We start from the raw sequence: 22,606 nt of genomic DNA on the forward strand, positions 1-22,606 counted from the left end.
ACCGGATTGGAGGCTGTGTGTTGAATTTGTGAAATTATGGGTTACGCACTTTCTTCTTTCTTCTTGCCAGTCGTCTGTCCGCCTTCTTTGGTTGTCAAAACAGGCGTTATTTTGTTTTGCACGGTTTCTTTGGTCACCATACAAGTAGAGACGTCTGTTCTCGAAGGGACTTCGAACATCACGTCAAGCATAATGCTCTCTATGATCGCTCTCAGACCGCGCGCGCCTGTATTACGTTTAATCGCCTCTTTGGCAATCGCGTCAAGCGCCTCTGCGTCGAATTCCAACGATACATTATCCATCTCCAACATCTTCTGGTATTGCTTCACCAAAGCATTCTTCGGCTCGGAAAGAATACGAACAAGAGCTGCTTCATCTAGTGGCTCCAAAGTTGAAATAACCGGTAGACGACCAACGAATTCTGGAATTAATCCGAATTTCAGCAAGTCTTCCGGAAGCACCATGGACAGGTACTCACCTGGTTTCAAATCGACTTTCATGCCGTCAGTGCTAAATCCGATGACTTTTTTGCCGATTCTGCGTTTGATGATCTGCTCGAGGCCATCGAAGGCTCCGCCGCAAATAAACAAAATGTTCGTTGTATCGATTTGGATGAATTCTTGGTGAGGATGCTTACGTCCGCCTTGCGGAGGAACTGAAGCAACTGTACCTTCAAGAATTTTCAGCAATGCCTGCTGAACGCCCTCTCCGGAAACATCTCTCGTAATCGATGGGTTCTCGGATTTGCGCGCCACTTTATCGATTTCGTCGATATAAATAATACCGCGCTCAGCTTTTTCCACATCGTAATCGGCTGCTTGAATCAATTTCAGTAAAATGTTCTCTACGTCTTCGCCCACATAACCAGCTTCTGTCAAAGAAGTCGCGTCAGCGATCGCAAACGGAACGTTAAGGATTTTGGCAAGCGTCTGCGCAAGCAGCGTTTTACCGCTTCCTGTCGGCCCTAAGAGCACAATGTTACTTTTTTGAAGTTCAACATCCTCAAGCTTGTTCTGCGAGTTGATGCGTTTGTAATGGTTATATACCGCTACAGCTAATGATTTCTTCGCTTGATCCTGGCCAATGACATATTGGTCCAAAATGTTGCGAATTTCTTTCGGCTTCGGAACATCCTTCAGGTCCAGCTCTTCCTCATGGCCCAGTTCCTCTTCAACAATCTCCGTGCAAAGCTCTATACATTCATCACAAATGTAAACCCCTGGACCTGCAACTAATTTGCGAACTTGGTCTTGGGATTTCCCGCAAAAGGAACATTTGAGTTGGCCTTTTTCATCGTTAAATTTAAACATGGGATCACTCCTTTATTTCAAGTCGTTTCGAGTGATAACCTCGTCGATTAAACCGTATGCTTTCGCTTCTTCAGCGCTCATAAAGTTATCGCGATCGGTGTCTCTTTCGATCTTTTCAAGCGGCTGTCCCGTACGCTCCACATAAATCTGGTTGAGTTTTTGCTTTGTTTTAATAATCCAATCCGCATGGATTTTGATATCGGTCGCTTGACCTCGAACGCCTCCGAGCGGCTGGTGAATCATTACTTCTGCATTAGGCAGCGCAAATCGCTTGCCCTTAGCTCCAGCTGTTAACAGCAAGGAACCCATACTTGCAGCCATGCCTACGCAGATCGTAGACACATCCGGCTTAATGAACTGCATGGTATCAAAGATACCCATCCCCGCTGTTACAGACCCACCTGGGGAATTGATATATAAGTGGATATCCTTCTCAGGATCCTGAGCGGATAAAAAGAGCAGCTGGGCAATGACCAAATTAGCCACATCGTCATCGATGGCGCTCCCGATGAAGATAATGCGGTCCTTGAGCAGGCGCGAGTAGATATCGTAGGAACGTTCCCCACGAGCCTCTTGTTCAACAACCATAGGAATAAGACTCATTGTACCAACTCCTTTTACGGCAAATAGCCATGTTTCACCCTATGCGGGATCTATTGACGGAAACAGGAAAATTTTCATGTTCCTTCTCCACCTAAGTAACAGTTTAACACGTTTGAGCAGCAAAGTCATTTTTTCAGGGTACAGCTATGTATGCGGGATTTTCTTGCTTATGTGAGGCAAATTGAGGCCAAAAATAGGGTAAAAGAAAGGCACGCCAGCGTTACGAACGTGCCTTTACTTACCTTATTTACACTGCTGCGGAAACATGCTTGCTATTTTCGAGCAGGAAGTCTACGGTTTTTCTTACAACCAAATCATTTGTCAAACCTTCAAGGCTGCCATTGGAAGCGAACAGCTCGCGAAGTTCTGCTGCAGATCTTTGGTAAGATTGCGCATATTTCTCAAGTTCTGCATCGACTTCTTCATCAGATACCGTGATTTTCTCAGCTGCTGCGATCGCTTCAAGAACGAGGTTGTTGCGAACACGCTTCTCAGCGTCTTCTCTCATTTGATCTTTCAGCACGCTTTCGTTTTGGCCGGAGAATTGGAAGTAAATTTCGAGCGTCATGCCTTGGGAGCGAAGACGTCTTTCGAATTCTTTCACCATAACATCAAGCTCAGCTTCTACCATAGCTGCTGGAATTTCAACTTCGGCGTTTGCCGCGGCTTTTTCGACAACAGCCGTTTCTTTAGCTGCTTCTCCGTCTTTTTCTTTACGCTCTTGAAGATTTTTTTTCATATCTTCTTTGTATTCATCAAGCGTATCGAACTCGCTAACGTCTTTGGCGAACTCATCATCGAGCTCTGGCAGGTTCTTGCGTTTGATGTCGTGAATTTTCACTTTGAACACAGCCGCTTTACCTTTAAGGTCTTCGGAATGATAGTTCTCAGGGAAGTTAACTTCAACTTCTTTCTCTTCGTCTTTCGCAAGGCCATCGAGCTGCTCTTCGAAACCTGGGATGAAGCTATTGGAGCCAAGCTCAAGGGAGTATTTCTCCGCTTTGCCGCCTTCGAAAGCTTCGCCATCAACGAATCCTTCGAAATCAAGAACAACGACATCTCCATTAGCAGCTTGCCCTTCTTCAAGAACAATAAGTTCCGCATGACGCTGTTGAAGGCGTTTCAGTTCTTCATTCACTTCTTCGTCCGTTACAGCCGCATCTACCGCTTCAACTTCAATGCCTTTGTAGTCGCCAAGTGTAACTTCCGGTTTAACCGTTACTTTCGCTTTGAATTTCAGAACTTGACCTTTGCCGAACTGCTCAACGTCAACCTCTGGACGATCAACAGGCTCAATGCCTGCCTCTTCGACAGCTTGTACATAAACTTCAGGTAAAATGATATCTAAAGCATCTTGATACAAGCTTTCAATACCAAATTTAGCTTCAAAGATAGAACGAGGTACTTTCCCTTTACGGAAACCTGGGACGTTCACTTTCGCGGATACTTTTTTGAATGCTTTATCCAGTGCATCTGCGACGCGATCCGCGCCAACTTCCACTTCAAGAACGCCTACGTTCTTCTCTATTTTTTCCCAACTTGCTTTCATTTTATGCCTTCCCCTCCAAAAATGTACCATGACATATTTTCACGTTCTGGCAAGTGGAGTGTTCAAATAAATACCCCTACCTACCATTATAACCATTCTATTATAACATATAACATTTTCATTTCAAGGCAGATGCTTCCTTCACTTATGAACGTTCTGGGTTCATCTGGTTCATGTACGTTTGCAGCGTGATATGAGCCCGCTTCCATTGCAATTTCATCGAATCGACAATGCCGTAGGTATCAAGAAGCTCCTCCCGGTTCGCGCTGCCGAACAGTCTCTCTTGAAGAACCGTGTGCAAAGCGGATGCCCAAACATCGACTGCTCCCTCCTCCAATTTCAACAAATCTGAATAGATAGAGGTTCCATAAGCATACGCGAGGAATTCTTGCCATGTTTGACTGGCAAAATAGACGAAATCAGGTTGATCCACCTCACTAATTTCCCCGACTCTGCGGATCATATCCTGAATTTGCGTTGGAAAATCTTCCGGGCACAGCGGAGTCTCTTCAATCTCCACGAAGACAGCCGCCCCATTCTTAGGCAGTTCTATGAAGCCGCGTTCGCCCATATGCCGCAGCGTTTGCAGCGCCTTAAATTGAATATAGGGATGCCGAGGCTTCTCGACAACCCACAGTTTCACCGCTTGACCGGCATCCTGCAGATCAACAAAAGCTAATTGCTCCAGTGCCGTTACTTGCTGTTCCAGCGTGCCTTCCCGAAGGTTGTTCAATAGCTTCTCGCCGAATGCAGCATTGTCCTTCGCTTTATCTTGGATATACTGGCGAAGCAGTTCCTCTTCTTCTTCCTGTTCTTCCTCCGTTGCTTCCATGGCTGGAAACACCGTTTCGGGATGCATCGTTTGGAGCCACTGGAGCAGGGCTTCCCATTGATCTCGCTTGGACTGCTCGACGGTTGAAAATTGCAGCAAAAAGGTCAGCCGCTTCTGCGCCTCGTCATAGAGTTCTTTTTGCAAAAAACGCGTAATCTCTTCCTCATACAACTGCTCTGTTTTGGGAAAAAGAATAAGATTGTTATTAGATGGTTCTGTTATGATGATCACCTCAAGCGCTTGGTCTTACTGGAGTCAGTTTACTTGATTGTTATGGCGATTGCAAAATAAATGTTTAAACAGGGTTGACTTCATTGAAATCAATGTGATAATATAACTCTTGCTTCGCTAAAACGGATTGCGATCCAACGGCGAAACGAGTCTGTGTCTCAGTAGCTCAGCTGGATAGAGCACACGCCTTCTAAGCGTGCGGTCGGGGGTTCGAATCCCTCCTGGGACGTACTATTTTAATAGAAAGAGACCGCACAATTCTGCGGTCTCTTTTGTCGTTTTGGCGAGCCCTGCATCCCTCCAGACAAATTTGTTATTCTCAACATCTCTTCCCATTCATATGCTATAATCAGTATAAATTTCAGATTTCAATAGATGAGGTGCCCTTGTGTGCAGCAAGGGGTAACAGGGAATCGGGTGCAACTCCCGAGCGGTCCCGCCACTGTAATCGGGGAGTTTCTTTCACACATGTCACTTGATGCCACATCAGGGAAGGCGAAAGAACACAACGATCCGAGAGCCAGGAGACCTACCTCCATCTAAGCACCCACAAGCCTTCGCGGAAAGGAGCGGTGTACGGCAAGAGATTCGGCAAACTCGATGTTGTCGGCTATTTCGCGCGTACCCACGGCCAATCCACACGGATTGGTCTTATTTGTTTTTTATTACATATTTTTAGGAGGAAAAGATCGAATGAAACAACGAAAAAAGAAACTTACGAGCCTCTTGCTGCTCGTGATGGGCTTCACTCTTTATCTTTTTGTCAATGAGCCTCAGCAAGCGTATGCGATGCACATTATGGAAGGATTTCTCCCTGTCGGATGGGCGATATTCTGGTGGGCGGCATTCCTGCCCTTCTTCTTCCTGGGGCTTCGATCGCTCATTAAAATTACGAAAGAGGCTCCTGAGCTCAAAATTATGCTCGGGCTTGCCGGCGCCTTTACTTTTGTCTTATCCGCGCTGAAAATCCCGTCCGTTACTGGGAGCAGCTCCCATCCAACAGGTACAGGCTTAGGCGCAGTTATGTTCGGCCCGCTCCCAATGAGCGTGCTCGGTTCGATTGTTTTGCTGTTCCAAGCGATATTGCTGGCCCATGGCGGGCTAACCACCCTTGGAGCGAATGCGTTTTCCATGGCCGTGTCAGGTCCTATTGTCGGTTATTTCGTCTACAAATCCATGATGAAAGCGTCCGGAAAGCAAAAGTTATCAATTTTTACAGCCGCAGCGCTCGCAGACTTGTCAACCTATGTAGTCACATCTGTTCAATTAGCTCTTGCATTTCCGGCTGAGCATGGTGGCGTTATGGCTTCATTTTTGAAATTCGGCGGCATTTTCGCCATTACGCAAATACCGCTTGCCATTAGTGAGGGCATTCTAACCGTATTAATTTGGAATTGGATTCAAGCATACAGCCCTACTGAACTTTCTATCCTGCAGCGAAAAATGAAAGGAGTACAAGAATAATGAAAGCTTCCACGAAAAATATCATGATGCTTAGCACCGTTGTGTTATTAGGCGTTTTACCGCTCGTTTTTGTCAAAGGCGAATTTGGAGGATCAGACAATGCCGCCGAGCAATTGATTCAAACTTTGCACCCTTCTTATCAACCATGGTTTTCGTCCTTTTTTGAGCTTCCTTCCGAAACAGAAAGCTTGCTCTTCGCCCTGCAGGCAGCCATCGGAGCCGGTTTCATCGGATTTGCGATTGGCTTTTTCAAAGGCAAAGCAACTAAATCCAAATGATCAAGCTGATCGATACGCTCTCATATCGTAATTCGTTACGTGCCGTTTCGCCAATGTGGAAATGCGGATTCGCAGCTGTTCTACTGCTCTTGTCCTATCTTTCTCATCCCGCTGTGCAGATCCTCTTATCGCTCTGGATGATGCTTTGGACCATTGGCTACGCCCGCATCCCCCTCAAGTACTACTTTCTTGTAATAGGCACAGCTTGCCTGTTTTATTCAGCGAGCTTGCCCGCACTGATTGTTGAAATTCGACCTTCACAAGACACGCTTAAGGCTTCATCGGACATCATATCTTATACATGTATGAATTGGACAGCATTCGTCTCTTCGACAGGTCTTTTGCTTGCTGGCAAATTGCTGTTACGCGTACTGGCAAGCCTCTCCTGCATGACATTTATAATGTTCAGCACGCCTTTTTCGGAGTTGCTCCAAGTTATGAAACGGCTTCGTATCCCATCTTTGGTGATCGAAATTATGCTCATTATGTATCGCTTCCTCTTTATCCTTTCTGAAACGGCACATGACATGTTCGTAGCCCAGAAGGCCAGAGGCGGCCAATCAAGTTTTCGAAGCAAGCTGAAAGATACGGCTATCTTGATCGTAAGAATGTTTATGAAAGCCATGCAGCGGTACAAGGCACTCTTCAATGGCCTCTTATCACGAGGCTTTACAGATGACATTCACATGGCGCCGTATGAGGCATCTCCCGTTTCACTGCGATACAGGTTTGAGAGCTTTGTCGGTGTTGGGTTATTGCTATCACTGGAAATTTGGCTTCGCTGGAGGAATATCCGATGACATCGATTTTAGAAATGGTTGACGTAAGCTTCCGCTATCCAGGCACTTCAAAGGAGGCCTTGCAACAGCTAAACATACGCATTCCAGAAAAGAAAAAAATAGCGATATGCGGACATAACGGTTCGGGCAAATCCACGCTTTTTTTACACGCAATTGGCATTCATCCGCCTTCGTCCGGCCAGGTGATTTGGAAAAACGAGCCGATGTCCTACAAACGCAGAGCACTTCAGCAGCTGCGTCAGCAAGTGGGTCTCGTTTTCCAAGACCCGGAGCAGCAGCTTATTCTCAACACGCCCTATGAGGATGTTTCTTACGGTTTGCGCAACGCAGAAGTGCCGGAAGCCGAAATTAAACTGCGCACGGATCAAATTCTGCGCACAATGCGGCTCGACCATCTGGCCCATACGCCTATCCATCACTTAAGCCTTGGTCAAAAGAAACGCGTGGCGCTCGCTGGCGTTCTCGTGCTTGAACCGAAGCTGCTGCTCCTGGATGAGCCTACAGCGTATCTGGATCGAATCTCAGAAGCCCAACTCGTGGAAGAGCTTAACCGCATTCATAGCCAAGGGGTCACACTTGTGATGGCCACTCACGATATGAATCTGGCCTATGCGTGGGCCGACTGGCTTCTGGTTATGGACAAGGGGCAATGCGTGATGGCAGGAACGCCCTATGAGATATTCAGCCGTACGGAGGATATCGCAGCGCTGGGGTTAGACAAGCCCATGCTGCTGGACATCTGGCAAGCGCTGCCCGAATCCGTGCGCCAAACCGTTGAACCGCCGAGGAATATAGAAGCTTATAAAGCGCTGTTGCAAAAATCATTTGCATATTTATTAGTTTAATTGTATGATTATTCAGATTCAACCAATTTCATATGTGGGAATAGGTGCTCTGAACGTTTACTCGCATTCAGAGCTTAAAAGGGAAGTTCGGTGCATATGCCGACGCGGTCCCGCCACTGTAACAGAGGAATCAACGCCATAACCGCCACTGATCGGATGATTGGGAAGGCAGGCGTTTGATGATGATTCTGGAGCCAGGAGACCTGCCTATTCTGACAGCACTGTTTTTTACCTACGGGAGATAGGGAGGTGTTAGAGATGGCAGCCACTGTATACATACAGACGAGGCATCTTTAACCTTTTTCAAAAACAGGTTAAGGATGCCTCTTTATTTTGCCTAGATTCGCATTAAACCAAAAAATGACCGAGAGGAAGTTATATCATGACTACAATTATAAGCAGCAATTTGGGATATCCCCGCATTGGAGAGAACAGAGAATGGAAAAAAACGCTGGAGGCTTTTTGGGCAGGCAAGCTGGAGGAAGCTGATTTCCTTAAACAAATTGAAGACATTCGTATCGGCAATTTAAAAGTGCAGCAGGACAAGGGGATTTCGCTCATCCCTGTCGGCGATTTCAGCCTTTATGACCATATGCTCGATACTTCGGCCATGTTCGGCATCGTGCCTAAGCGTTTTGCCTATAACGGAGGCGTCGTCCCCCTCTCCACTTATTACGCGATGGCTCGCGGCAGTCACGGAGCTACCGCTTGTGAAATGACGAAATGGTTGAATACGAACTATCATTACATCGTCCCTGAATTGAATGAAGCTGAGCCTGTGTTGACAATAAACAAACCGCTAGAAGCTTACCGCGAGGCCAAGCAAAAGCTGGGTATTCAAGGAAAACCCGTACTAATTGGGCTCTATACGTTCTTGAAGCTTTCAAAAGGGTATAAAGCCGAGCAAATCGATGCGCTTATCGGTAAATTACTTCCGCTCTATACGCGAATTTTGGTTGAGCTGGAGCAAGAAGGCGCCGAATGGGTACAGGTAGACGAGCCTATTCTCGTTCAATCCTTGACGGGTGCAGACATTGCCCGCGTGAAACATATTTATTCGGAGCTGGCCGCAGCAGCGCCCAAGCTGAATTTGATGCTGCAAACCTATTTCGATTCTGTGGAACATTACGAAGAGATCGTGTCATTGCCCGTGCAGGGCATTGGATTCGATTTCGTTCATGGACTCGAGGCTAACCTGAAACATATTCAGGCACACGGCTTCCCTGCTGATAAAACGTTGGGGGTAGGGCTTATTGACGGACGCAACATCTGGAAAGCGGATTTTGAGCAGAAGCTTGAACTGCTTGCCACCCTATCGAAATCTGTTTCTCCAGATCGATTCATCATTCAGCCATCCAGTTCCTTGCTTCATGTTCCCGTTTCCACACGCAAAGAAGCTAAATTAGAACCCGTTTTACGAGAAGCATTAGCTTTTGCTGAAGAAAAATTGGAAGAGATCTCCATCCTGACCAAGGCTCTGGCCGAAGGAAAAGCTGCGATTGCCGCTGAACTTGTACAAAACCAGGCCGCGATTGCCGCTCTAAGCGCCTCTGCCTACAGAAATAACAAGCAGGTACAACAAGCTGCTGCTGAGGTTTCCAGCGCGCCATCCCGCAGAAACAGCAATTTCGCTGAACGCCGGGCGATACAGCAGGAAAAATGGCAGCTCCCTTTCCTGCCAACGACAACGATCGGCAGCTTCCCGCAAACGATTGAAGTGAGAAATGCGCGAAAAAATTGGAGAAGCGGCGAATGGACAACGACGCAGTATGAGACGTTCATTCAAGAGCAGATCAAGCATTGGATCACGCTCCAGGAAGAGCTCGACTTGGATGTGCTCGTTCATGGCGAATTCGAGCGTACAGATATGGTTGAATTTTTCGGAGAGAAGTTAGCCGGATTCGCGTTTACAGGTGGTGGTTGGGTGCAATCCTACGGCTCCCGCTGCGTGAAGCCGCCGGTAATTTTTGGCGATGTGGCCTTCGTGAGTCCGATGACAGTGAAGGAAACAGCGTATGCGCAATCGCTCACAAATAAGCCGGTAAAAGGCATGCTGACAGGGCCAATCACCATTCTGAATTGGTCATTCGTCCGAAGCGACATGACTCGCGAGCAAGTTGCCTACCAAATTGCGCTCGCGCTTCGTGAAGAAGTCGAGGCGTTAGAGCAAGCCGGCATTGAAATGATTCAAGTCGACGAACCCGCTTTGCGCGAAGGCCTGCCGCTGAAGAAACAGGACTGGCAGGCTTACCTGGACTGGTCTGTGCTTGCGTTCCGCTTGTCCACAGCAACAGTTAAGGACACCACGCAAATTCACACGCATATGTGTTATTGCGAGTTTCATGACATTATCGACTCCATTCGCGCGCTGGATGCGGATGTGATCTCGATCGAAACCTCGCGGAGCCATGGCGAGCTGATTCATAGCTTCGAGGAGCACACCTATGATCAAGGTATCGGGCTTGGCGTCTACGATATTCATAGTCCACGCGTTCCGTCGGTCGATGAAATGCTCGGCATGATCGAACGCGCCCTCCAGGTGCTGGATCCGGCATTGTTCTGGATTAACCCTGACTGCGGCCTGAAAACAAGAGGCTTGGGCGAAACGGTCGCTTCGCTAAAAGTCATGGTTGAGGCCGCCAAGCTGTTTAGAGAAAAAGGACGACAAGCAACTGTATCTTAATCGTCAAGCCAGCATGAACTAACGCTTGAAATAAAGTGGTTGGGCAATATCTTCCTTGCTCAGCCACTTTTTTGATTTCTTCCCTATGGAAAAAGGCATACCATTCTTTCACCTAGTATGGTTAAATAATAGTAGTTCTTTGGGATAATTTAGGAAAAACGGGGGCTGTGTATGTATCAATCACATCAACGTGGAAGTGCGGTGTCCAACTCGGCAGAAGCAACTCCAGTAAGCGTTCAAAACGATAAACAATCGAAACCCTCTCAACCTTCTTTATTGGAAGGTTTTTCACTTTCCAAGCTTCCCACTCCGTCTCAAATTATGGCGTTGCAGCGTTCTGTCGGCAATCAAGCTGTGCAGCGCATGCTTACCAAGCCTACGCCAACTACTCCGATCATCCAAAGACTTCAAAAGGAAGATATCGATCTTTTTAAGTATAACGTTCCCGAAGATGAGCTTGCCAAGGTGCTTGAGCTCTTCACGAACTGGGAGCAGGAATTCCCGGATCCAGACCGGATCGAATTAAGGGAGAAAATGAGTAGACAATGGTTGAACAGGTTCCTGAATCATAACCAGCAAAAATTTTTTGAGAATAGGGATCGGCTTTTCGAGTTTATCAAATATGGGGTTTTCGAGTATATGGTGGATGAGGAACCAGAGCTGAAACCGTTGAACCCATTCGACAGGATTGTTGAACTTGTTTTTCCGGAAAGACGAAGATTTGATGAGAATCAGTTTACAAAAAACGCCGAAACGATAGCCCAATTCGATATGCACCATCAATTCGAGCTGGCCAAGCTTGGCTGGTCCATCATGCAAGTGGAAGATTTGAACCAGTTATTCTCCTGTTTACCGCTCGTTAAAGGCAACTTCGATCAATATCCGCCTATGTATGCGCATATCGTTTCTTCCCAGGCGTTTATGAAACTAAGTCCTGAGGTTAAAAATGATTGCTTTAGCTTGATGCTGGGCGAAGAACAAGAAGAAAAGGAAATAAAACTTCAACAACTGGCCGGTCTGTATCCGGATCTGTCATTAATTTTTCCGCCTGACGGCTACTTCACCGATGAGGGAGAAGGGCTGAAAAGCAAAATAATAAGCACTAATTTTAAGAATAAAAAATTCGAAGCGCTGTTCGATGAAATTGCCGAGGCAAAAAGCGAAAGCTTGATCAGAAACTCCTTAATGCAGTTTGGACAGTTTTTGCTAAAAGCCAAACCTCAACCTACCGAAATCCCGATAATATTGAAAGCATTGATGTCCATTATCAAGCTTCGCAGCCCTTCGCTTCGCATTGTCATGTATGATTCGTTATCCAAACTTCTGCCTATGGAAGATCTCCAACATGCGGAGGATTCCGATGATTCAGATTCCATGTCTTCCATAAATACCGTCAACAAAAAAGATCATCTTAAGCATATTAGCGATTCCGCAGAGCCATTTCGTTTGCTCAAAATCACCTTATCCGATTTGTATCCGGATTATCTGCATGATGGCAATGTGGAGAAATTTTTAGAAATAAAAGAAACAAGGCCTGCTCTCAAAGACAGCAACAAGCGTAAGAAGCTGCTGAGCGCTCTTCATACACTCCAAACAAGCGGGCTGTCCAAAGAAGACATTGCAGCAACACTCGCCCAGTTTTTTGAAAATGCGAAAGGAATGGGAACACTCGATATCTTACAAGCTTTTGCAAACCTTGAGATTTACATCAAACTTGGTTATACCCATAGTCTGACGCGCATTAACGATCTAACCAAACTGAAAGATGAACTTAATAAAAAGCTGGGTCAAAATTTGGGTGTTGAAGATGAGCAGTTGACTGAGAAAGGCATGCAGCATTTGCTGGATAAGTTTAGAAGCGTCAATCATTTGCTTGCTTATGCCGCGAATCTCAAACAAATGGAGGACGAACCTTCAAAAAAGAAAGCTTTGGAGGGCTTTAAACAATTTGTTGTAGCTCTTATGGAGGATTCCACGAATGAAGCCTATCAAAAGTTTCGATACGGGGAGAACGCGTCTCCTGATGATCTGGAATCGTGGGAGCATTTGACAAAGGTCCTGGAGATTCCTGAGGTTCGCCAGGAATGGAAACAAGGACTAATGCTTGAATATGGCAACGAGAATGAACCTCCGGAGTGGACCGTCGAGGATACTGACGCTCCTTCTGATATGCTGCTGCTCGGAACGGATATTTCGACGTGCCAAAATATTTACACCGGCTCCTTTAACGAATGTTTATTGAGTTATCTCATAGACGGTAAAAACAGAGCCATCGTCATTAAAAAAAGCGACCCCGAAAAAGCGAACAAGGATAAACAAATTATTGCAAGAGCGCTGTTTAAAATTTTGCTTGATGACAATGAGAATGTCATTCTTTATTTGGAAAAGCCTTACGTCAGCAATCAAATCGACCAAAACGAGGCCGAATACATGCTTCTGGAAATGGCCAAAATGCGCGCAGCGGACATTTCCAACTATCTGGACGTTAAGCTTTTGATTCCTGGAAATACCTATGCGAACACAGATGGTGCCAAGTATCCTAATAACGTTCATTCCTTAGGGGGCCCAGCTCCATTAGACTACAATGACACGGAGTTGAGTAGTGGACCATCATCTTATACCATTGACAAAAGTATGGTGGTGGAGCTTCCATTCAAATAAAAGAGCCTCCCTCAGTCTCTCGACATATAGGACGGCCCTTATAAATGATGGCGCGAAACAGCTGCTCTTTAAAATCTATTTCCGACGACTTACTCCTGTAGTACCTAACCCCGAAGCAATAAAATGTTCATCGTACGAATAGCTCACGTACTCTTCCAGCGGCTTGCCTTCTAGTAAATGCTCACGGACAAGCCGCCTGCCAAGTTCCGGGGTCATTTGCCGATACCATGTCCCTTCAGGATAAACCGTCACAACGCATGCATCCTCGCAACGCCCATTACAACGCGTACGGGTTGTATGTATCAAGTATTCGCTCCCTGCTTTAGCAATTTCCTCGCGGATGGCGATTGTTGTCTCATCGCCCAACTTGCGCAGGCAGGAGCCTCCATTACAAATGAACACGTGATGCCGAACTGTCGATAAATCCCAAGTCGTCATAACAAGACACCTCCCTATCTCCCGTAGGTACATAAACTGTGTTTTGCAAATAGGCAGGTTTCCTGGCTTCAGTGTCTACATCATCAGCACCCTTCCCGATTCATGATGACAATCAGTGGTATCGCGCTGAGACTCTCCTGTTACAGTGGCGGGACCGCGCCGGCTTTCAACCGACTTCCCTTTTAACTGGCCGAACTCGCAGCAATGCGAATTCTTACAGCACCTATTGCTCCAATCTAATCATACCTCAGTATATCTAGGGGAGCAAGAAAGAAGCCCCGACCCCTATGGGTTGGAGCTTCTTGGCATTTCACGGCCTACACCGATGGACGATTCGATGGATGATGGCCTGGCTCTGTTGAATCCAAATTTTGTTGAATGCGAGAAGATTGCTTCGAATGATCAATTGTGCTTTGGGTTTTAGCGTCTATGCCTCTTTTTTTACTCATTAGGGATTAGCCTCCTGTAAAAATATTGCCTGCTCATCTAGTATGGATGAACCCCAAGACCATTATGCTGTCTATATTTGGGAGCAAATCCGAGCCAACAATTACGAAATCCTGAGGCTGTGCCTCAGGCCTTATCTAGACCTATACGTCTAGGTATGGGGAGAGAATTGGGTATGTTGGGTATGGGGTTCCAAGCGCTGTTAAAGTCGTGTCCCTTGCATGGACAAGGTGGTGCGAACACGACATTAAGGACGCCATCGCATTTCCACCCACACCCATTCCCATGAACCCCTGTAAGATTCCGGGACATTTCACCTCCGCAAGATTCGCAAGAAAACCGAAGAGGTACTGCCGGGCCGCCAATCCCCCATGCACAGCGATATCGGCGGAACTACGATGCCTTATTCCACAGTAACGCCCTTTTTCTCCCCCTGAAGAGGAACTAGGGTGCGTTAAATAAGCGGAACTGTGCCTACAACCCAACATTTCCTGCTCATAACGCACGGTATTTCCGCGAAATGTCCCTGCAACCGAAAACACCGCCTCTTAACGCACCTACGTTCCGCTAACCCGTGCGAATAGACGAGCAGATCGAGTCGGTATGGGGCGATGGGGCGATCCAAACCGCTGCGGCACTTCCGGATCTTCTACGTCCATCATCTCAAATGCTCGTACCACACGATGCGTGCGGAATCTCCGCTCTGCGAGCTCGTCACACAGACATACCTGACGACATCTGCTTTCTATGTAAATAAAGGCCTGTAAGGAATACTCCCTACAGGCCTTCGGTGGTGCCATTGCAACCATTACACGTTAGTGCTTGTTGTTCGGCAAATTACTTTCCGGACGCTTATCACCATGTGTTCTGCGATTCTTCTCGGCTTTCCTCTGCTTCTCGTGCAGCTTGCTAATGAAATGGCTATCCATGAGCATTCGCCTCCTGAAGAAAGAATGGCACTGCCTTTATAGAATGTCACGCCAGCTCTAAATTTAAACGCATGGCAAGATTTAAAATAGTTCCTCTTGCTTCAGCATTCGTTTTTACTTGCTCATACAGCTCTTCAAACTGCTCTTTCTTCTGAATGAATTCAGGCTCGGTTTTGATCGCCGTTTGCGTCCAATTAATGAGGACGTTCTCCGCCTGGGTCAGCTCGTTGTAAGCCCGATGAAGGCCGACGCGCTCGACGATTTCTTCCATTTCCTCTTGGCTCACTTCTTTACCTTGCTCTTTCAACGCAGTGATCCGTTTATCCGCTTGATTGCTGATTTGCAGGAAATGTTCTCTGGCTGCCAAGTAATCGATTTGTGCTTTGGAGTGCTTCTTTTTCATCGTCATCACCTTCGTTAATTAATATGTAATAATTGGATTCATTGTAACAGTCCTGCACGTAAATTACAAAGACCTCTGAAGTAGGCGCTGTCGCCAAAGCAGGACAGACATTTTATAACCCGTGGATGCATACCCTTTATCATCATGCTCTCTTAAGGAAAGGGATGAACATCTATGTGCGGAATAACGGGGTGGATAGATTGGCGGAAAGACTTGACCGGGTACCCGTCCATTCTAGAGAATATGACAGAAACGCTGAATCTGCGCGGCCCGGATGCTTCCGGCACCTGGATCTCGCAGCATTGCGCGCTAGGCCATCGGCGCCTTAGCGTGATGGACCCGGAGAACGGCGCCCAGCCAATGATCCGGAAACAAGGTGATTATACGTATACGATCGTATATAATGGTGAGCTCTACAACGCCCCCGAGCTGAAAAAAGAGCTTGAACAGCGCGGTCACCACTTCCGTACTACGTGTGATACGGAGGTCCTGCTTGTTGCTTTTATTGAATGGGGCCGATCTTGCGTAGATCGGTTAAACGGCATTTTCGCATTTGCGGCATGGAATGATCAGGAGCAGTCCCTCTATTTGGTCAGAGATCGACTCGGCGTAAAGCCGCTTTTTTATTCTCATCAGAATGGTGTTCTTCTATTCGGATCTGAGCCAAAAGCCATACTTGCCCACCCTGACTTTAAAGCTGAGGTTGGCGCGGAGGGGTTGGCGGAAATCTTCGCGGTAGGTCCGGCGCGTACGCCAGGGCACGGCATTTATCGGGGCATGTCCGAGCTCAAGCCAGGACAGTGCGCTGTATTTGACCGTAACGGCTTATCTATCCGCACGTACTGGAAATTAGAAAGCAAGCCGCATCCGGACGATGTCGATGCTACAGCCTTACGCGTACAGGAGCTGCTGCAGGATACTGCCAAAAGGCAGCTAATCTCCGATGTTCCGATCTGTACCCTGCTTTCTGGAGGCTTGGACTCCAGCGCTCTGACGTCCTTAGCAGCAAGCCATTACAAGGAGAAGGGCCAAGGCGAGCTTCATACGTTTTCCATTGACTATGTCGACAACGACAAATATTTCAAAGCCAATGCCTTCCAGCCTAACGCAGATGCGCCCTGGATCAAACGAATGACCGAACACTTGGGTACCGTTCATCACTATATTGAATTCGACACACCCGAGCTAGTAGAGTCGCTTAAAGCGGCAGTCTTTGCCCGCGATTCGCCGGGGATGGCGGATGTAGACGGATCCCTGTATTTGTTTTGCCGTGAAATCAAAAAGGAAGCGACCGTGGCGATCTCCGGCGAAGCGGCCGATGAAATATTCGGCGGATATCCGTGGTTCCATCGCGAGGATGCGCTGGAGGCCAACACGTTCCCCTGGTCGCTTAAAATGAACAACCGGGTTGACATCCTTGCGCCCGATCTCATCGATTGGATTAAGCCTTTCGATTACGTCAGCAAGCGGTATCAGCAAGCGCTTAGCGAGGTACCGCGGCTAGCTGGGGAAACGCAGCAGCAAAATCGGATGCGCGAGATGTCCTATTTGAACATCACCCGCTTCATGCCGACTCTGCTCGACCGCAAAGACCGCATGAGCATGGCAGTCGGCCTGGAAGTCCGCGTTCCCTTCTGCGATCATCGGCTTGTCGAATATGTATGGAATATCCCTTGGGAAATCAAGACATCCGGGGATCGGGAAAAAGGGATTCTGCGCAAAGCACTCAAAGGCGTGCTCCCTGACGATGTCCTCACACGAAAAAAGAGTCCCTACCCGAAAACCCACAATCCCAATTATTTAGCTGCGGTTAGAAAATGGGTGCTGGAGATCCTGGACGACTCCAGTTCACCGCTCCTCCCCTTCATCGATGTGAACAAAATTCGCGCGTTAGCCTCCTCGGAAGATGCCGATGTCAATATTCCTTGGTTTGGCCAGCTTATGTCGGGTCCACAACTCTTCGCTTATCTGGCTCAAGTAGATACCTGGCTGCGCACGTACAAGATATCCATCCGCTAATCAAAAAACCTGCTATCCCTTACACGGAAGCAGGTTTCTTCGTTTTATTCAGCTGTTACATTCGGCAGCAAGTCCAAGAATTTACGCAAAGCCTTTGCGCGGTGACTCATCTCGTTTTTCTCTTCAACTGTCATTTCCGCCATCGTCTTCGCTAAACCAGGAATGTAGAATAACGGATCGTAGCCGAATCCGCCATCGCCTCTAGGTTCGCTTAGAATAAAACCGTCACAGCGATCCTCCGCTTCGATAATCTCATTTGCGACAGGATCGATTAACGTTAATGCACAAACAAAAGCAGCTTCGCTTAACAGCTTGGGATGCCCCTCATGTGCAGGCAGCTCTGCCGAAATAGCCCGCTCGCCTAACGCTTGCAGCAGCTTGGCATTATTGTCGCTGTCGGTAGCATCCTCACCTGCATAGCGAGCGGAATATACGCCCGGCGCGCCGTCAAGCGCGGCAACGCACAGCCCCGAATCATCAGCCAGCACGGGGACATGCAGATGTTTGGAAATGATCTGCGCTTTGATGCGCGCATTCTCGGCAAAGGTAGACCCGCTCTCGACGATTTCGGGGAGATCGGAATAATCGGCCAAGCTTCTGACTTTGTAACCTTTAGGCCCGAATAGCTTCGCAAACTCACGGACTTTGCCCTCATTGCGTGTAGCGATAACGACAAAATTACTCTGCAGCTGCATGTTCCACACCTCGGATACGGGCACTTATCGGCCCGAGCACCTTGCGCTGCTCTTCAATCATCGAATGGATACCGGTCTCGGCCAGAGCAAGCAGTTCATCCAGCTCCTTGCGGGAAAATGGCGCATCCTCGCCGGTTCCTTGAATCTCAACAAATTGGCCCGAGCCTGTCATAACAACGTTCATATCGACCTTAGCCTGGGAATCCTCTTCATAGTTAAGATCCAACCGGGATTCTTTGCCAATGACACCTACGCTGACTGAAGCGAGAAAGTCATTGATCGGAAACACCTTCAAATTTTTGTCCGTCGCCAATTTATTGATCGCAAACGCCATCGCTACGAAAGCTCCGGTAATCGAGGTCGTACGAGTCCCCCCATCAGCTTGGATGACATCGCAATCCAGTGTAACCGACCTTTCGCCCAACGCTTCCAGATTGACCACAGAGCGAAGCGCTCGTCCAATGAGACGTTGAATCTCCATAGTCCGTCCGCCCAGCTTCCCTTTGGCAGCTTCACGTTGATTCCTAACCTGCGTTGCGCGCGGCAGCATGGAATACTCCGCTGTCACCCACCCTTTGCCTTGGCCCTTCATAAAAGGCGGAACACGATCCTCAATGGTAGCTGTGCATATAACTTTGGTATCTCCGACCTCAATAAGCACCGAGCCTTCCGCATGTTTAATATAATGTGGGGTGATTTTCATAGGTCGCAGATCTTGATTCGTTCTTCCATTGATTCTCGCCATTCTGTTATTCTCCTCCTGTACTTGTCTTCCATATGGACATTGTAATGCAGTGCAGGGCTTTTGTAAAAAAATAGGTTTCATCCACAAAACTCATCTATATTTTTTTCCAAATTCGGGGTAAAAACCTATTTATTTTTGTTTATGTAAGGCCGCGTAAAAAAGAACCGGAAACCTAATACTAATTTATCTAAACATCAACCGCAAGTTAGCTTTAGCCCTCATCATGTTGAACAGGTCATTCGTTCTTCCTGATCAACAAATTACTTCGATCTTCCTTGATTATGATGTCCACCTGTTCACTAACCTTTTTCCACTGTTCCTGCGCCGGAACTTCAGAATCTACAGCTTCTCTGATTTTGTCGTTCCAATAATTGATTACTTTACTGTCAAGCGGCGTGGGTGTATATGTGTTCATATTGCGCAGCTCCGTACGCACGAGATCCTCCGGGTTCTGGCCATCCAGATACGAATCACTTTGCCCGTCTTTGACGACTCTCATCATACCCTTGATATATTCGAGAGCCATCTGTTTATTGGCACTTCGTTTGTTAATAGCGGCAACAGCGCCGCCATTGTTGCCATTGATCTTGAGCGGCAGCATCGTGGCACGCCATTTGCCACTCTGTAAAGGCACCCAATCCTTCAACTTATCGGGACCCCATGCCCCCATAACGAACATAACCAGTTTGCCGCTTCGCATCGCCTCCTGAGCGGTCTTATCCCAAATTTTTGCTCCAAAGAATAAATCCGCATTCTTCACTTCTCTTGCAACTTGAAGCGCCTCGACAAAGTGCTGACCATCGCGGTTAAATCTCAATTCACTGTCAAAGAGGCTAGTGCCCAAAGAAGCTATGTCAATTGGATCCGTATCATTCTGGAAAATATAGATTCCGTTCTGTCGTAGCTTTTTGGCCATTCCCAGCCACTTGTCTGGCGTGCTCATATACTCAGCAACGGATTCGGGATCGGATAAAAATCCGTTATCGGCAAGCACATCTGCCCTGTAGAAGGTCAGGGCTCCCCCAAGCCCGCATGGAATCGCGATCAAACGTTTTCCGTCCCAGCTCGACAGGGTAGGGATGAGGTTGCTTGGAATCTCCGCTGTCAACATAGCAGGATGATACTTGGGCTGATCAAGATTTTCAAATACATCCAATCCATTAAAATTATCAATCTGAGCGATGTCAAGCAGTACGATGTCTGGTTGTTGGTCTGCTTGTTGGTCTGATATGAATGCTTCCGTATATTGTTTGACAATATTGTTATAATCAAACTGCTTGACTATCACATTAATCTCCGGATGATTATTCAAAAAAAACTTTGTAGAGTCGGTCATGTCATAATATGACCACACCACTAGACGCTTATTGTTACTATCTGATTGCAATTGATTCTGTGTCTCCTTCTTATCAGGAAACACCCGCTCTGCACGCTGTAGACCTGGGACATTATTGGCACAGCCGGTTATATTCACAATCAAACCGCACAGTAAGACATACTTCATAAGTCCTCGCATCCAATTCCTCCTATTCGCCAGCAGAATACCAAGCAAATAAACTTCCGCCGCGCTGTTTGGCCTGGTACATGGCTTCATCCGCCAACTTTACCAATTCGGAAAGCTGTTCGGTATGTGCGGGTGATGCCGCAATCCCTATACTGGTATGGAGGGCTATTTCATATCCTGCATGCCACAGAGGGTGCTGAAATCCGGCAAGAATAGCTCTCGCAATCGATTCTGTCTGACTGCGTGTGGTCGATTCAAGCACAATGACGAACTCATCGCCGGCTAATCTGCATACAATTGCATTCCCGCAAGATCCGGTTAATATATGGGCTGCATGCACGAGAACAGCATCCCCCACCTCATGCCCATAGGTGTCATTAATAAGCTTAAACTTGTCCAAATCAAGGAACAGCAGCGTTACTTCCACCGGCGATATGGCTTTCCGGGATTCCAGACTATCCATATACTGTATAAAATAGAGCCGATTCGGCAGTTTCGTCAGGTTATCGTTGTAGGCCAAATGCTGAAAGAGCTGCTCGGACTGTGTTAATTTCAATGTCTGCTCCTGAAGCATAGTGTTCATGGTTTCAGCTTCCCTGAACATTAGGCGAAGCTTTACAGACATTTCGCGAACGTTTTCTACAAGCCAATTAAATTCAAGTATAGGCCCTCCAGCAAGCTCGAGTGTTTCACCTTTGGAAATCTTAAGGGGCAACCCAGATGTAGCCTGAATCAGCCGTTGCAAGATTGAAATGATAACCCTGCTCACAATACCCACCCCTGCTATGACCAACAATATGAAACTGAGGACGAGGGTAAGATTAAGGCCATATACCGACTGCATATCTTTTAATTCATCGATTACCGGTACCGTAATAAGCACTTGAAGATTGTCCAGATTCTGAGCCTTGTTTTCATAGATATATAGAGCATCATGCCATTTAGCCATGTTATGCGGAAATCTGCCTTGAGGCAACCACAACATTAATTCGCCATTGTAACGGTAATAGTCGCCTTGCGGCCATTTCCAAGTATCCCCAATTAATTGTTTCCGACTGTCTGCGAGGACGTACTCTTCGTTATCCAGAATCAGCATACGCGCAGCTCCAAGCTGTGACTTGTTGCTCTCTACGAGCTTCTGCAGCCTGCCTGACTGTAAATCTGCATGAAGGTGCAGTTTCTGTGCATCCTCAGCCATCCAACCATTGAAGTTTTCTTGAAGATTATTGTTTAACGAGCTTGTCAACTGCTGTACCCGTTGATGTAACATATTATCTAAATACTGGCCGGTTATAACTAAAAACAGAAAAAAAGGAAAAACAATTCCGCTTACCGCCAAGTGGAAAAGGATTGAAGTAAATGGTATAGCTTTAGCCTTCATCCCCCATTTTCTTTGCAAAATAAACGGATAAATATAAGTCAGCAATAGCTCAGCCAGAAGTGCATTGGTAATTCCATTTAAGATCGACACTGTTAACAAAAGCACGATTTCAGCATTTGAAGTTTTCCCATCTATAAATGTCAGCAAATAGATGTACGGAGAACCCACAATGACCCAGAAAACGAAGTCTCGCAATAAGAAGCTTCCTTTAAAGGAGCGTGTATACATACAGAGGAAAGCCGTTTCCAAAACTTGCACAAAAACCAAAGGTGTTTGATGAAATACAAACCACTGAACAAGTAAGGTAACTACGGAGATCCCAAGCGCCGCCCTCCTGCCGAGAATCCCGATTGCCAGCACGCTGAACAGGCTATGAAAAGAAAATTGAAGCCCAATTAGCATGGTTACGGAATACCATGGCGCAGAAGCAGAGAGAAATAACAAGCAAAGGATAAGTAGCCATTTGGCTGTAGATGTCAGTTTGTAATCCATTTGATTAAGCTCCAATACTTAAGAATGTGGACTATCGCAAATGGGCTTAAGATGAGCCTTTACCTTTTTCGAATCCTTGAAAAGACATAGCGGGTAGAGTTGTATATCGGGTTGATGATGTATTTTGGGATTTCAGTTTTCTGAAAACAAACTGAAATGGCCTGTGAAAAGCAAGTTAGCTTCTGATAGTCCCTTGATAAATTTCCTATACATCCATTGTAATAGGTTTAAGAGTTTTCACAATCTATTTTATTTGTACATTCCTAGTTATTTAGATAGATAACATTACCAAACAAA

19 protein-coding genes, 1 tRNA gene and 3 riboswitches are annotated in these 22,606 nt (G+C 46.8%); of the genes, 8 read left to right on the top strand and 12 right to left on the bottom strand.

Annotation, left to right across the window (positions count from 1 at the left end; translation table 11 throughout):
- Positions 1-41 precede the first annotated feature (41 nt).
- The 4 genes from clpX to ABRS97_RS13430 all read right to left on the bottom strand — a co-directional run bounded on the left by clpX (position 42) and on the right by ABRS97_RS13430 (position 4,438).
- Positions 42-1,310, bottom strand: a complete 1,269-nt coding sequence (gene clpX, locus ABRS97_RS13415) for an ATP-dependent protease ATP-binding subunit ClpX (protein WP_367814587.1) — start codon at positions 1,308-1,310, stop codon at positions 42-44.
- Between the two features lie 12 nt (positions 1,311-1,322).
- Positions 1,323-1,913, bottom strand: coding sequence for an ATP-dependent Clp endopeptidase proteolytic subunit ClpP (clpP, locus tag ABRS97_RS13420; protein WP_367814589.1), 591 nt, complete (start codon positions 1,911-1,913; stop codon positions 1,323-1,325).
- 247 nt (positions 1,914-2,160) lie between these two features.
- Positions 2,161-3,462: a trigger factor gene (gene tig, locus ABRS97_RS13425; RefSeq protein ID WP_367814591.1), complete on the bottom strand. Its 1,302-nt coding sequence runs from the start codon at positions 3,460-3,462 to the stop codon at positions 2,161-2,163.
- Between the two features lie 145 nt (positions 3,463-3,607).
- Complete coding sequence (locus ABRS97_RS13430; RefSeq protein ID WP_367814593.1) at positions 3,608-4,438, bottom strand: hypothetical protein; 831 nt, start codon at positions 4,436-4,438, stop codon at positions 3,608-3,610.
- A 242-nt stretch (positions 4,439-4,680) separates the two neighbouring features.
- On the opposite strand from ABRS97_RS13430, the gene ABRS97_RS13435 reads away from it, so the two are divergent.
- From ABRS97_RS13435 to ABRS97_RS13465, 7 genes are all read left to right on the top strand, one after another.
- Positions 4,681-4,754, top strand: a tRNA-Arg gene (locus ABRS97_RS13435).
- 132 nt (positions 4,755-4,886) lie between these two features.
- Positions 4,887-5,076, top strand: a riboswitch (cobalamin riboswitch).
- A gap of 142 nt (positions 5,077-5,218) precedes the next feature.
- Positions 5,219-5,989 (top strand): energy-coupling factor ABC transporter permease, encoded by a 771-nt coding sequence (locus ABRS97_RS13440; protein WP_367814595.1) that lies wholly within the window; start codon positions 5,219-5,221, stop codon positions 5,987-5,989.
- Entirely contained in the window at positions 5,989-6,267 is a 279-nt protein-coding gene (locus ABRS97_RS13445; protein ID WP_367814597.1) for an energy-coupling factor ABC transporter substrate-binding protein, read from the top strand. The genes ABRS97_RS13440 and ABRS97_RS13445 overlap by 1 nt, the downstream gene beginning before the upstream one ends.
- Complete coding sequence (gene cbiQ, locus ABRS97_RS13450) at positions 6,264-7,067, top strand: cobalt ECF transporter T component CbiQ (protein WP_367814599.1); 804 nt, start codon at positions 6,264-6,266, stop codon at positions 7,065-7,067. The genes ABRS97_RS13445 and cbiQ overlap by 4 nt, the downstream gene beginning before the upstream one ends.
- The gene (locus tag ABRS97_RS13455; protein WP_367814601.1) at positions 7,064-7,912 is read left to right on the top strand and encodes an energy-coupling factor ABC transporter ATP-binding protein; all 849 of its coding nucleotides are present in this window, start codon (positions 7,064-7,066) and stop codon (positions 7,910-7,912) included. The genes cbiQ and ABRS97_RS13455 overlap by 4 nt, the downstream gene beginning before the upstream one ends.
- Positions 7,913-7,937: 25 nt before the next feature.
- Positions 7,938-8,137: riboswitch (cobalamin riboswitch) on the top strand.
- 157 nt (positions 8,138-8,294) lie between these two features.
- Positions 8,295-10,595, top strand: a complete 2,301-nt coding sequence (gene metE, locus ABRS97_RS13460; RefSeq protein WP_367814603.1) for a 5-methyltetrahydropteroyltriglutamate--homocysteine S-methyltransferase — start codon at positions 8,295-8,297, stop codon at positions 10,593-10,595.
- Between the two features lie 171 nt (positions 10,596-10,766).
- Positions 10,767-13,256 carry a hypothetical protein gene (locus ABRS97_RS13465; protein ID WP_367814605.1) on the top strand — a complete coding sequence of 830 codons (2,490 nt, stop codon included), beginning with the start codon at positions 10,767-10,769 and terminating at the stop codon, positions 13,254-13,256.
- Between the two features lie 75 nt (positions 13,257-13,331).
- On the opposite strand, the gene ABRS97_RS13470 is transcribed toward ABRS97_RS13465, so the two are convergent.
- The 4 genes from ABRS97_RS13470 to ABRS97_RS13485 all read right to left on the bottom strand — a co-directional run bounded on the left by ABRS97_RS13470 (position 13,332) and on the right by ABRS97_RS13485 (position 15,473).
- The gene (locus ABRS97_RS13470) at positions 13,332-13,694 is read right to left on the bottom strand and encodes a (2Fe-2S) ferredoxin domain-containing protein (RefSeq protein ID WP_367814607.1); all 363 of its coding nucleotides are present in this window, start codon (positions 13,692-13,694) and stop codon (positions 13,332-13,334) included.
- 35 nt (positions 13,695-13,729) lie between these two features.
- A riboswitch (cobalamin riboswitch) is annotated at positions 13,730-13,936 on the bottom strand.
- A 75-nt stretch (positions 13,937-14,011) separates the two neighbouring features.
- Positions 14,012-14,143 (bottom strand): hypothetical protein, encoded by a 132-nt coding sequence (locus ABRS97_RS13475; protein WP_367814609.1) that lies wholly within the window; start codon positions 14,141-14,143, stop codon positions 14,012-14,014.
- Positions 14,144-14,956: 813 nt separating this feature from the next.
- The gene (locus ABRS97_RS13480) at positions 14,957-15,070 is read right to left on the bottom strand and encodes a DUF4023 family protein (RefSeq protein WP_367814611.1); all 114 of its coding nucleotides are present in this window, start codon (positions 15,068-15,070) and stop codon (positions 14,957-14,959) included.
- Positions 15,071-15,116: 46 nt separating this feature from the next.
- A complete protein-coding gene (locus ABRS97_RS13485) occupies positions 15,117-15,473 on the bottom strand; it encodes a hypothetical protein (protein WP_367814612.1) in 357 nt (118 codons plus the stop codon).
- A 174-nt stretch (positions 15,474-15,647) separates the two neighbouring features.
- Here ABRS97_RS13485 and asnB point away from each other — a divergent pair, with 174 nt between their 5' ends.
- Positions 15,648-17,492, top strand: a complete 1,845-nt coding sequence (asnB, locus tag ABRS97_RS13490) for an asparagine synthase (glutamine-hydrolyzing) (protein ID WP_367814614.1) — start codon at positions 15,648-15,650, stop codon at positions 17,490-17,492.
- Between the two features lie 44 nt (positions 17,493-17,536).
- Here asnB and ABRS97_RS13495 read toward each other — a convergent pair whose 3' ends face one another.
- The 4 genes from ABRS97_RS13495 to ABRS97_RS13510 all read right to left on the bottom strand — a co-directional run bounded on the left by ABRS97_RS13495 (position 17,537) and on the right by ABRS97_RS13510 (position 22,309).
- The gene (locus ABRS97_RS13495) at positions 17,537-18,187 is read right to left on the bottom strand and encodes an XTP/dITP diphosphatase (protein WP_367814616.1); all 651 of its coding nucleotides are present in this window, start codon (positions 18,185-18,187) and stop codon (positions 17,537-17,539) included.
- Entirely contained in the window at positions 18,171-18,932 is a 762-nt protein-coding gene (rph, locus tag ABRS97_RS13500) for a ribonuclease PH (RefSeq protein WP_367814617.1), read from the bottom strand. The genes ABRS97_RS13495 and rph overlap by 17 nt, the downstream gene beginning before the upstream one ends.
- A gap of 235 nt (positions 18,933-19,167) precedes the next feature.
- A complete protein-coding gene (locus ABRS97_RS13505) occupies positions 19,168-20,448 on the bottom strand; it encodes an ABC transporter substrate-binding protein (protein WP_367814619.1) in 1,281 nt (426 codons plus the stop codon).
- 10 nt (positions 20,449-20,458) lie between these two features.
- Complete coding sequence (locus ABRS97_RS13510) at positions 20,459-22,309, bottom strand: GGDEF domain-containing protein (protein WP_367814621.1); 1,851 nt, start codon at positions 22,307-22,309, stop codon at positions 20,459-20,461.
- Positions 22,310-22,606: the final 297 nt, after the last annotated feature.

It is taken from the genome of Paenibacillus tabacirhizosphaerae (assembly GCF_040812395.1).
Taxonomy (GTDB): Bacteria; Bacillota; Bacilli; order Paenibacillales; family NBRC-103111; genus Paenibacillus_E.

Excerpts from the sequence above, each read along its gene's own strand:
- ABRS97_RS13485 (WP_367814612.1), bottom strand. The coding sequence starts at position 15,473 with ATGAAAAAGAAGCACTCCAAAGCACAAATCGATTACTTGGCAGCCAGA.
- asnB (WP_367814614.1), top strand. The coding sequence starts at position 15,648 with ATGTGCGGAATAACGGGGTGGATAGATTGGCGGAAAGACTTGACCGGG.
- tig (WP_367814591.1), bottom strand. The coding sequence starts at position 3,462 with ATGAAAGCAAGTTGGGAAAAAATAGAGAAGAACGTAGGCGTTCTTGAA.
- ABRS97_RS13475 (WP_367814609.1), bottom strand. The coding sequence starts at position 14,143 with ATGAGTAAAAAAAGAGGCATAGACGCTAAAACCCAAAGCACAATTGAT.
- ABRS97_RS13455 (WP_367814601.1), top strand. The coding sequence starts at position 7,064 with ATGACATCGATTTTAGAAATGGTTGACGTAAGCTTCCGCTATCCAGGC.
- rph (WP_367814617.1), bottom strand. The coding sequence starts at position 18,932 with ATGGCGAGAATCAATGGAAGAACGAATCAAGATCTGCGACCTATGAAA.
- ABRS97_RS13465 (WP_367814605.1), top strand. The coding sequence starts at position 10,767 with ATGTATCAATCACATCAACGTGGAAGTGCGGTGTCCAACTCGGCAGAA.
- cbiQ (WP_367814599.1), top strand. The coding sequence starts at position 6,264 with ATGATCAAGCTGATCGATACGCTCTCATATCGTAATTCGTTACGTGCC.
- clpP (WP_367814589.1), bottom strand. The coding sequence starts at position 1,913 with ATGAGTCTTATTCCTATGGTTGTTGAACAAGAGGCTCGTGGGGAACGT.
- metE (WP_367814603.1), top strand. The coding sequence starts at position 8,295 with ATGACTACAATTATAAGCAGCAATTTGGGATATCCCCGCATTGGAGAG.
- ABRS97_RS13440 (WP_367814595.1), top strand. The coding sequence starts at position 5,219 with ATGAAACAACGAAAAAAGAAACTTACGAGCCTCTTGCTGCTCGTGATG.
- ABRS97_RS13445 (WP_367814597.1), top strand. The coding sequence starts at position 5,989 with ATGAAAGCTTCCACGAAAAATATCATGATGCTTAGCACCGTTGTGTTA.
- ABRS97_RS13480 (WP_367814611.1), bottom strand. The coding sequence starts at position 15,070 with ATGGATAGCCATTTCATTAGCAAGCTGCACGAGAAGCAGAGGAAAGCC.
- ABRS97_RS13470 (WP_367814607.1), bottom strand. The coding sequence starts at position 13,694 with ATGACGACTTGGGATTTATCGACAGTTCGGCATCACGTGTTCATTTGT.
- clpX (WP_367814587.1), bottom strand. The coding sequence starts at position 1,310 with ATGTTTAAATTTAACGATGAAAAAGGCCAACTCAAATGTTCCTTTTGC.
- ABRS97_RS13495 (WP_367814616.1), bottom strand. The coding sequence starts at position 18,187 with ATGCAGCTGCAGAGTAATTTTGTCGTTATCGCTACACGCAATGAGGGC.
- ABRS97_RS13510 (WP_367814621.1), bottom strand. The coding sequence starts at position 22,309 with ATGGATTACAAACTGACATCTACAGCCAAATGGCTACTTATCCTTTGC.
- ABRS97_RS13505 (WP_367814619.1), bottom strand. The coding sequence starts at position 20,448 with ATGCGAGGACTTATGAAGTATGTCTTACTGTGCGGTTTGATTGTGAAT.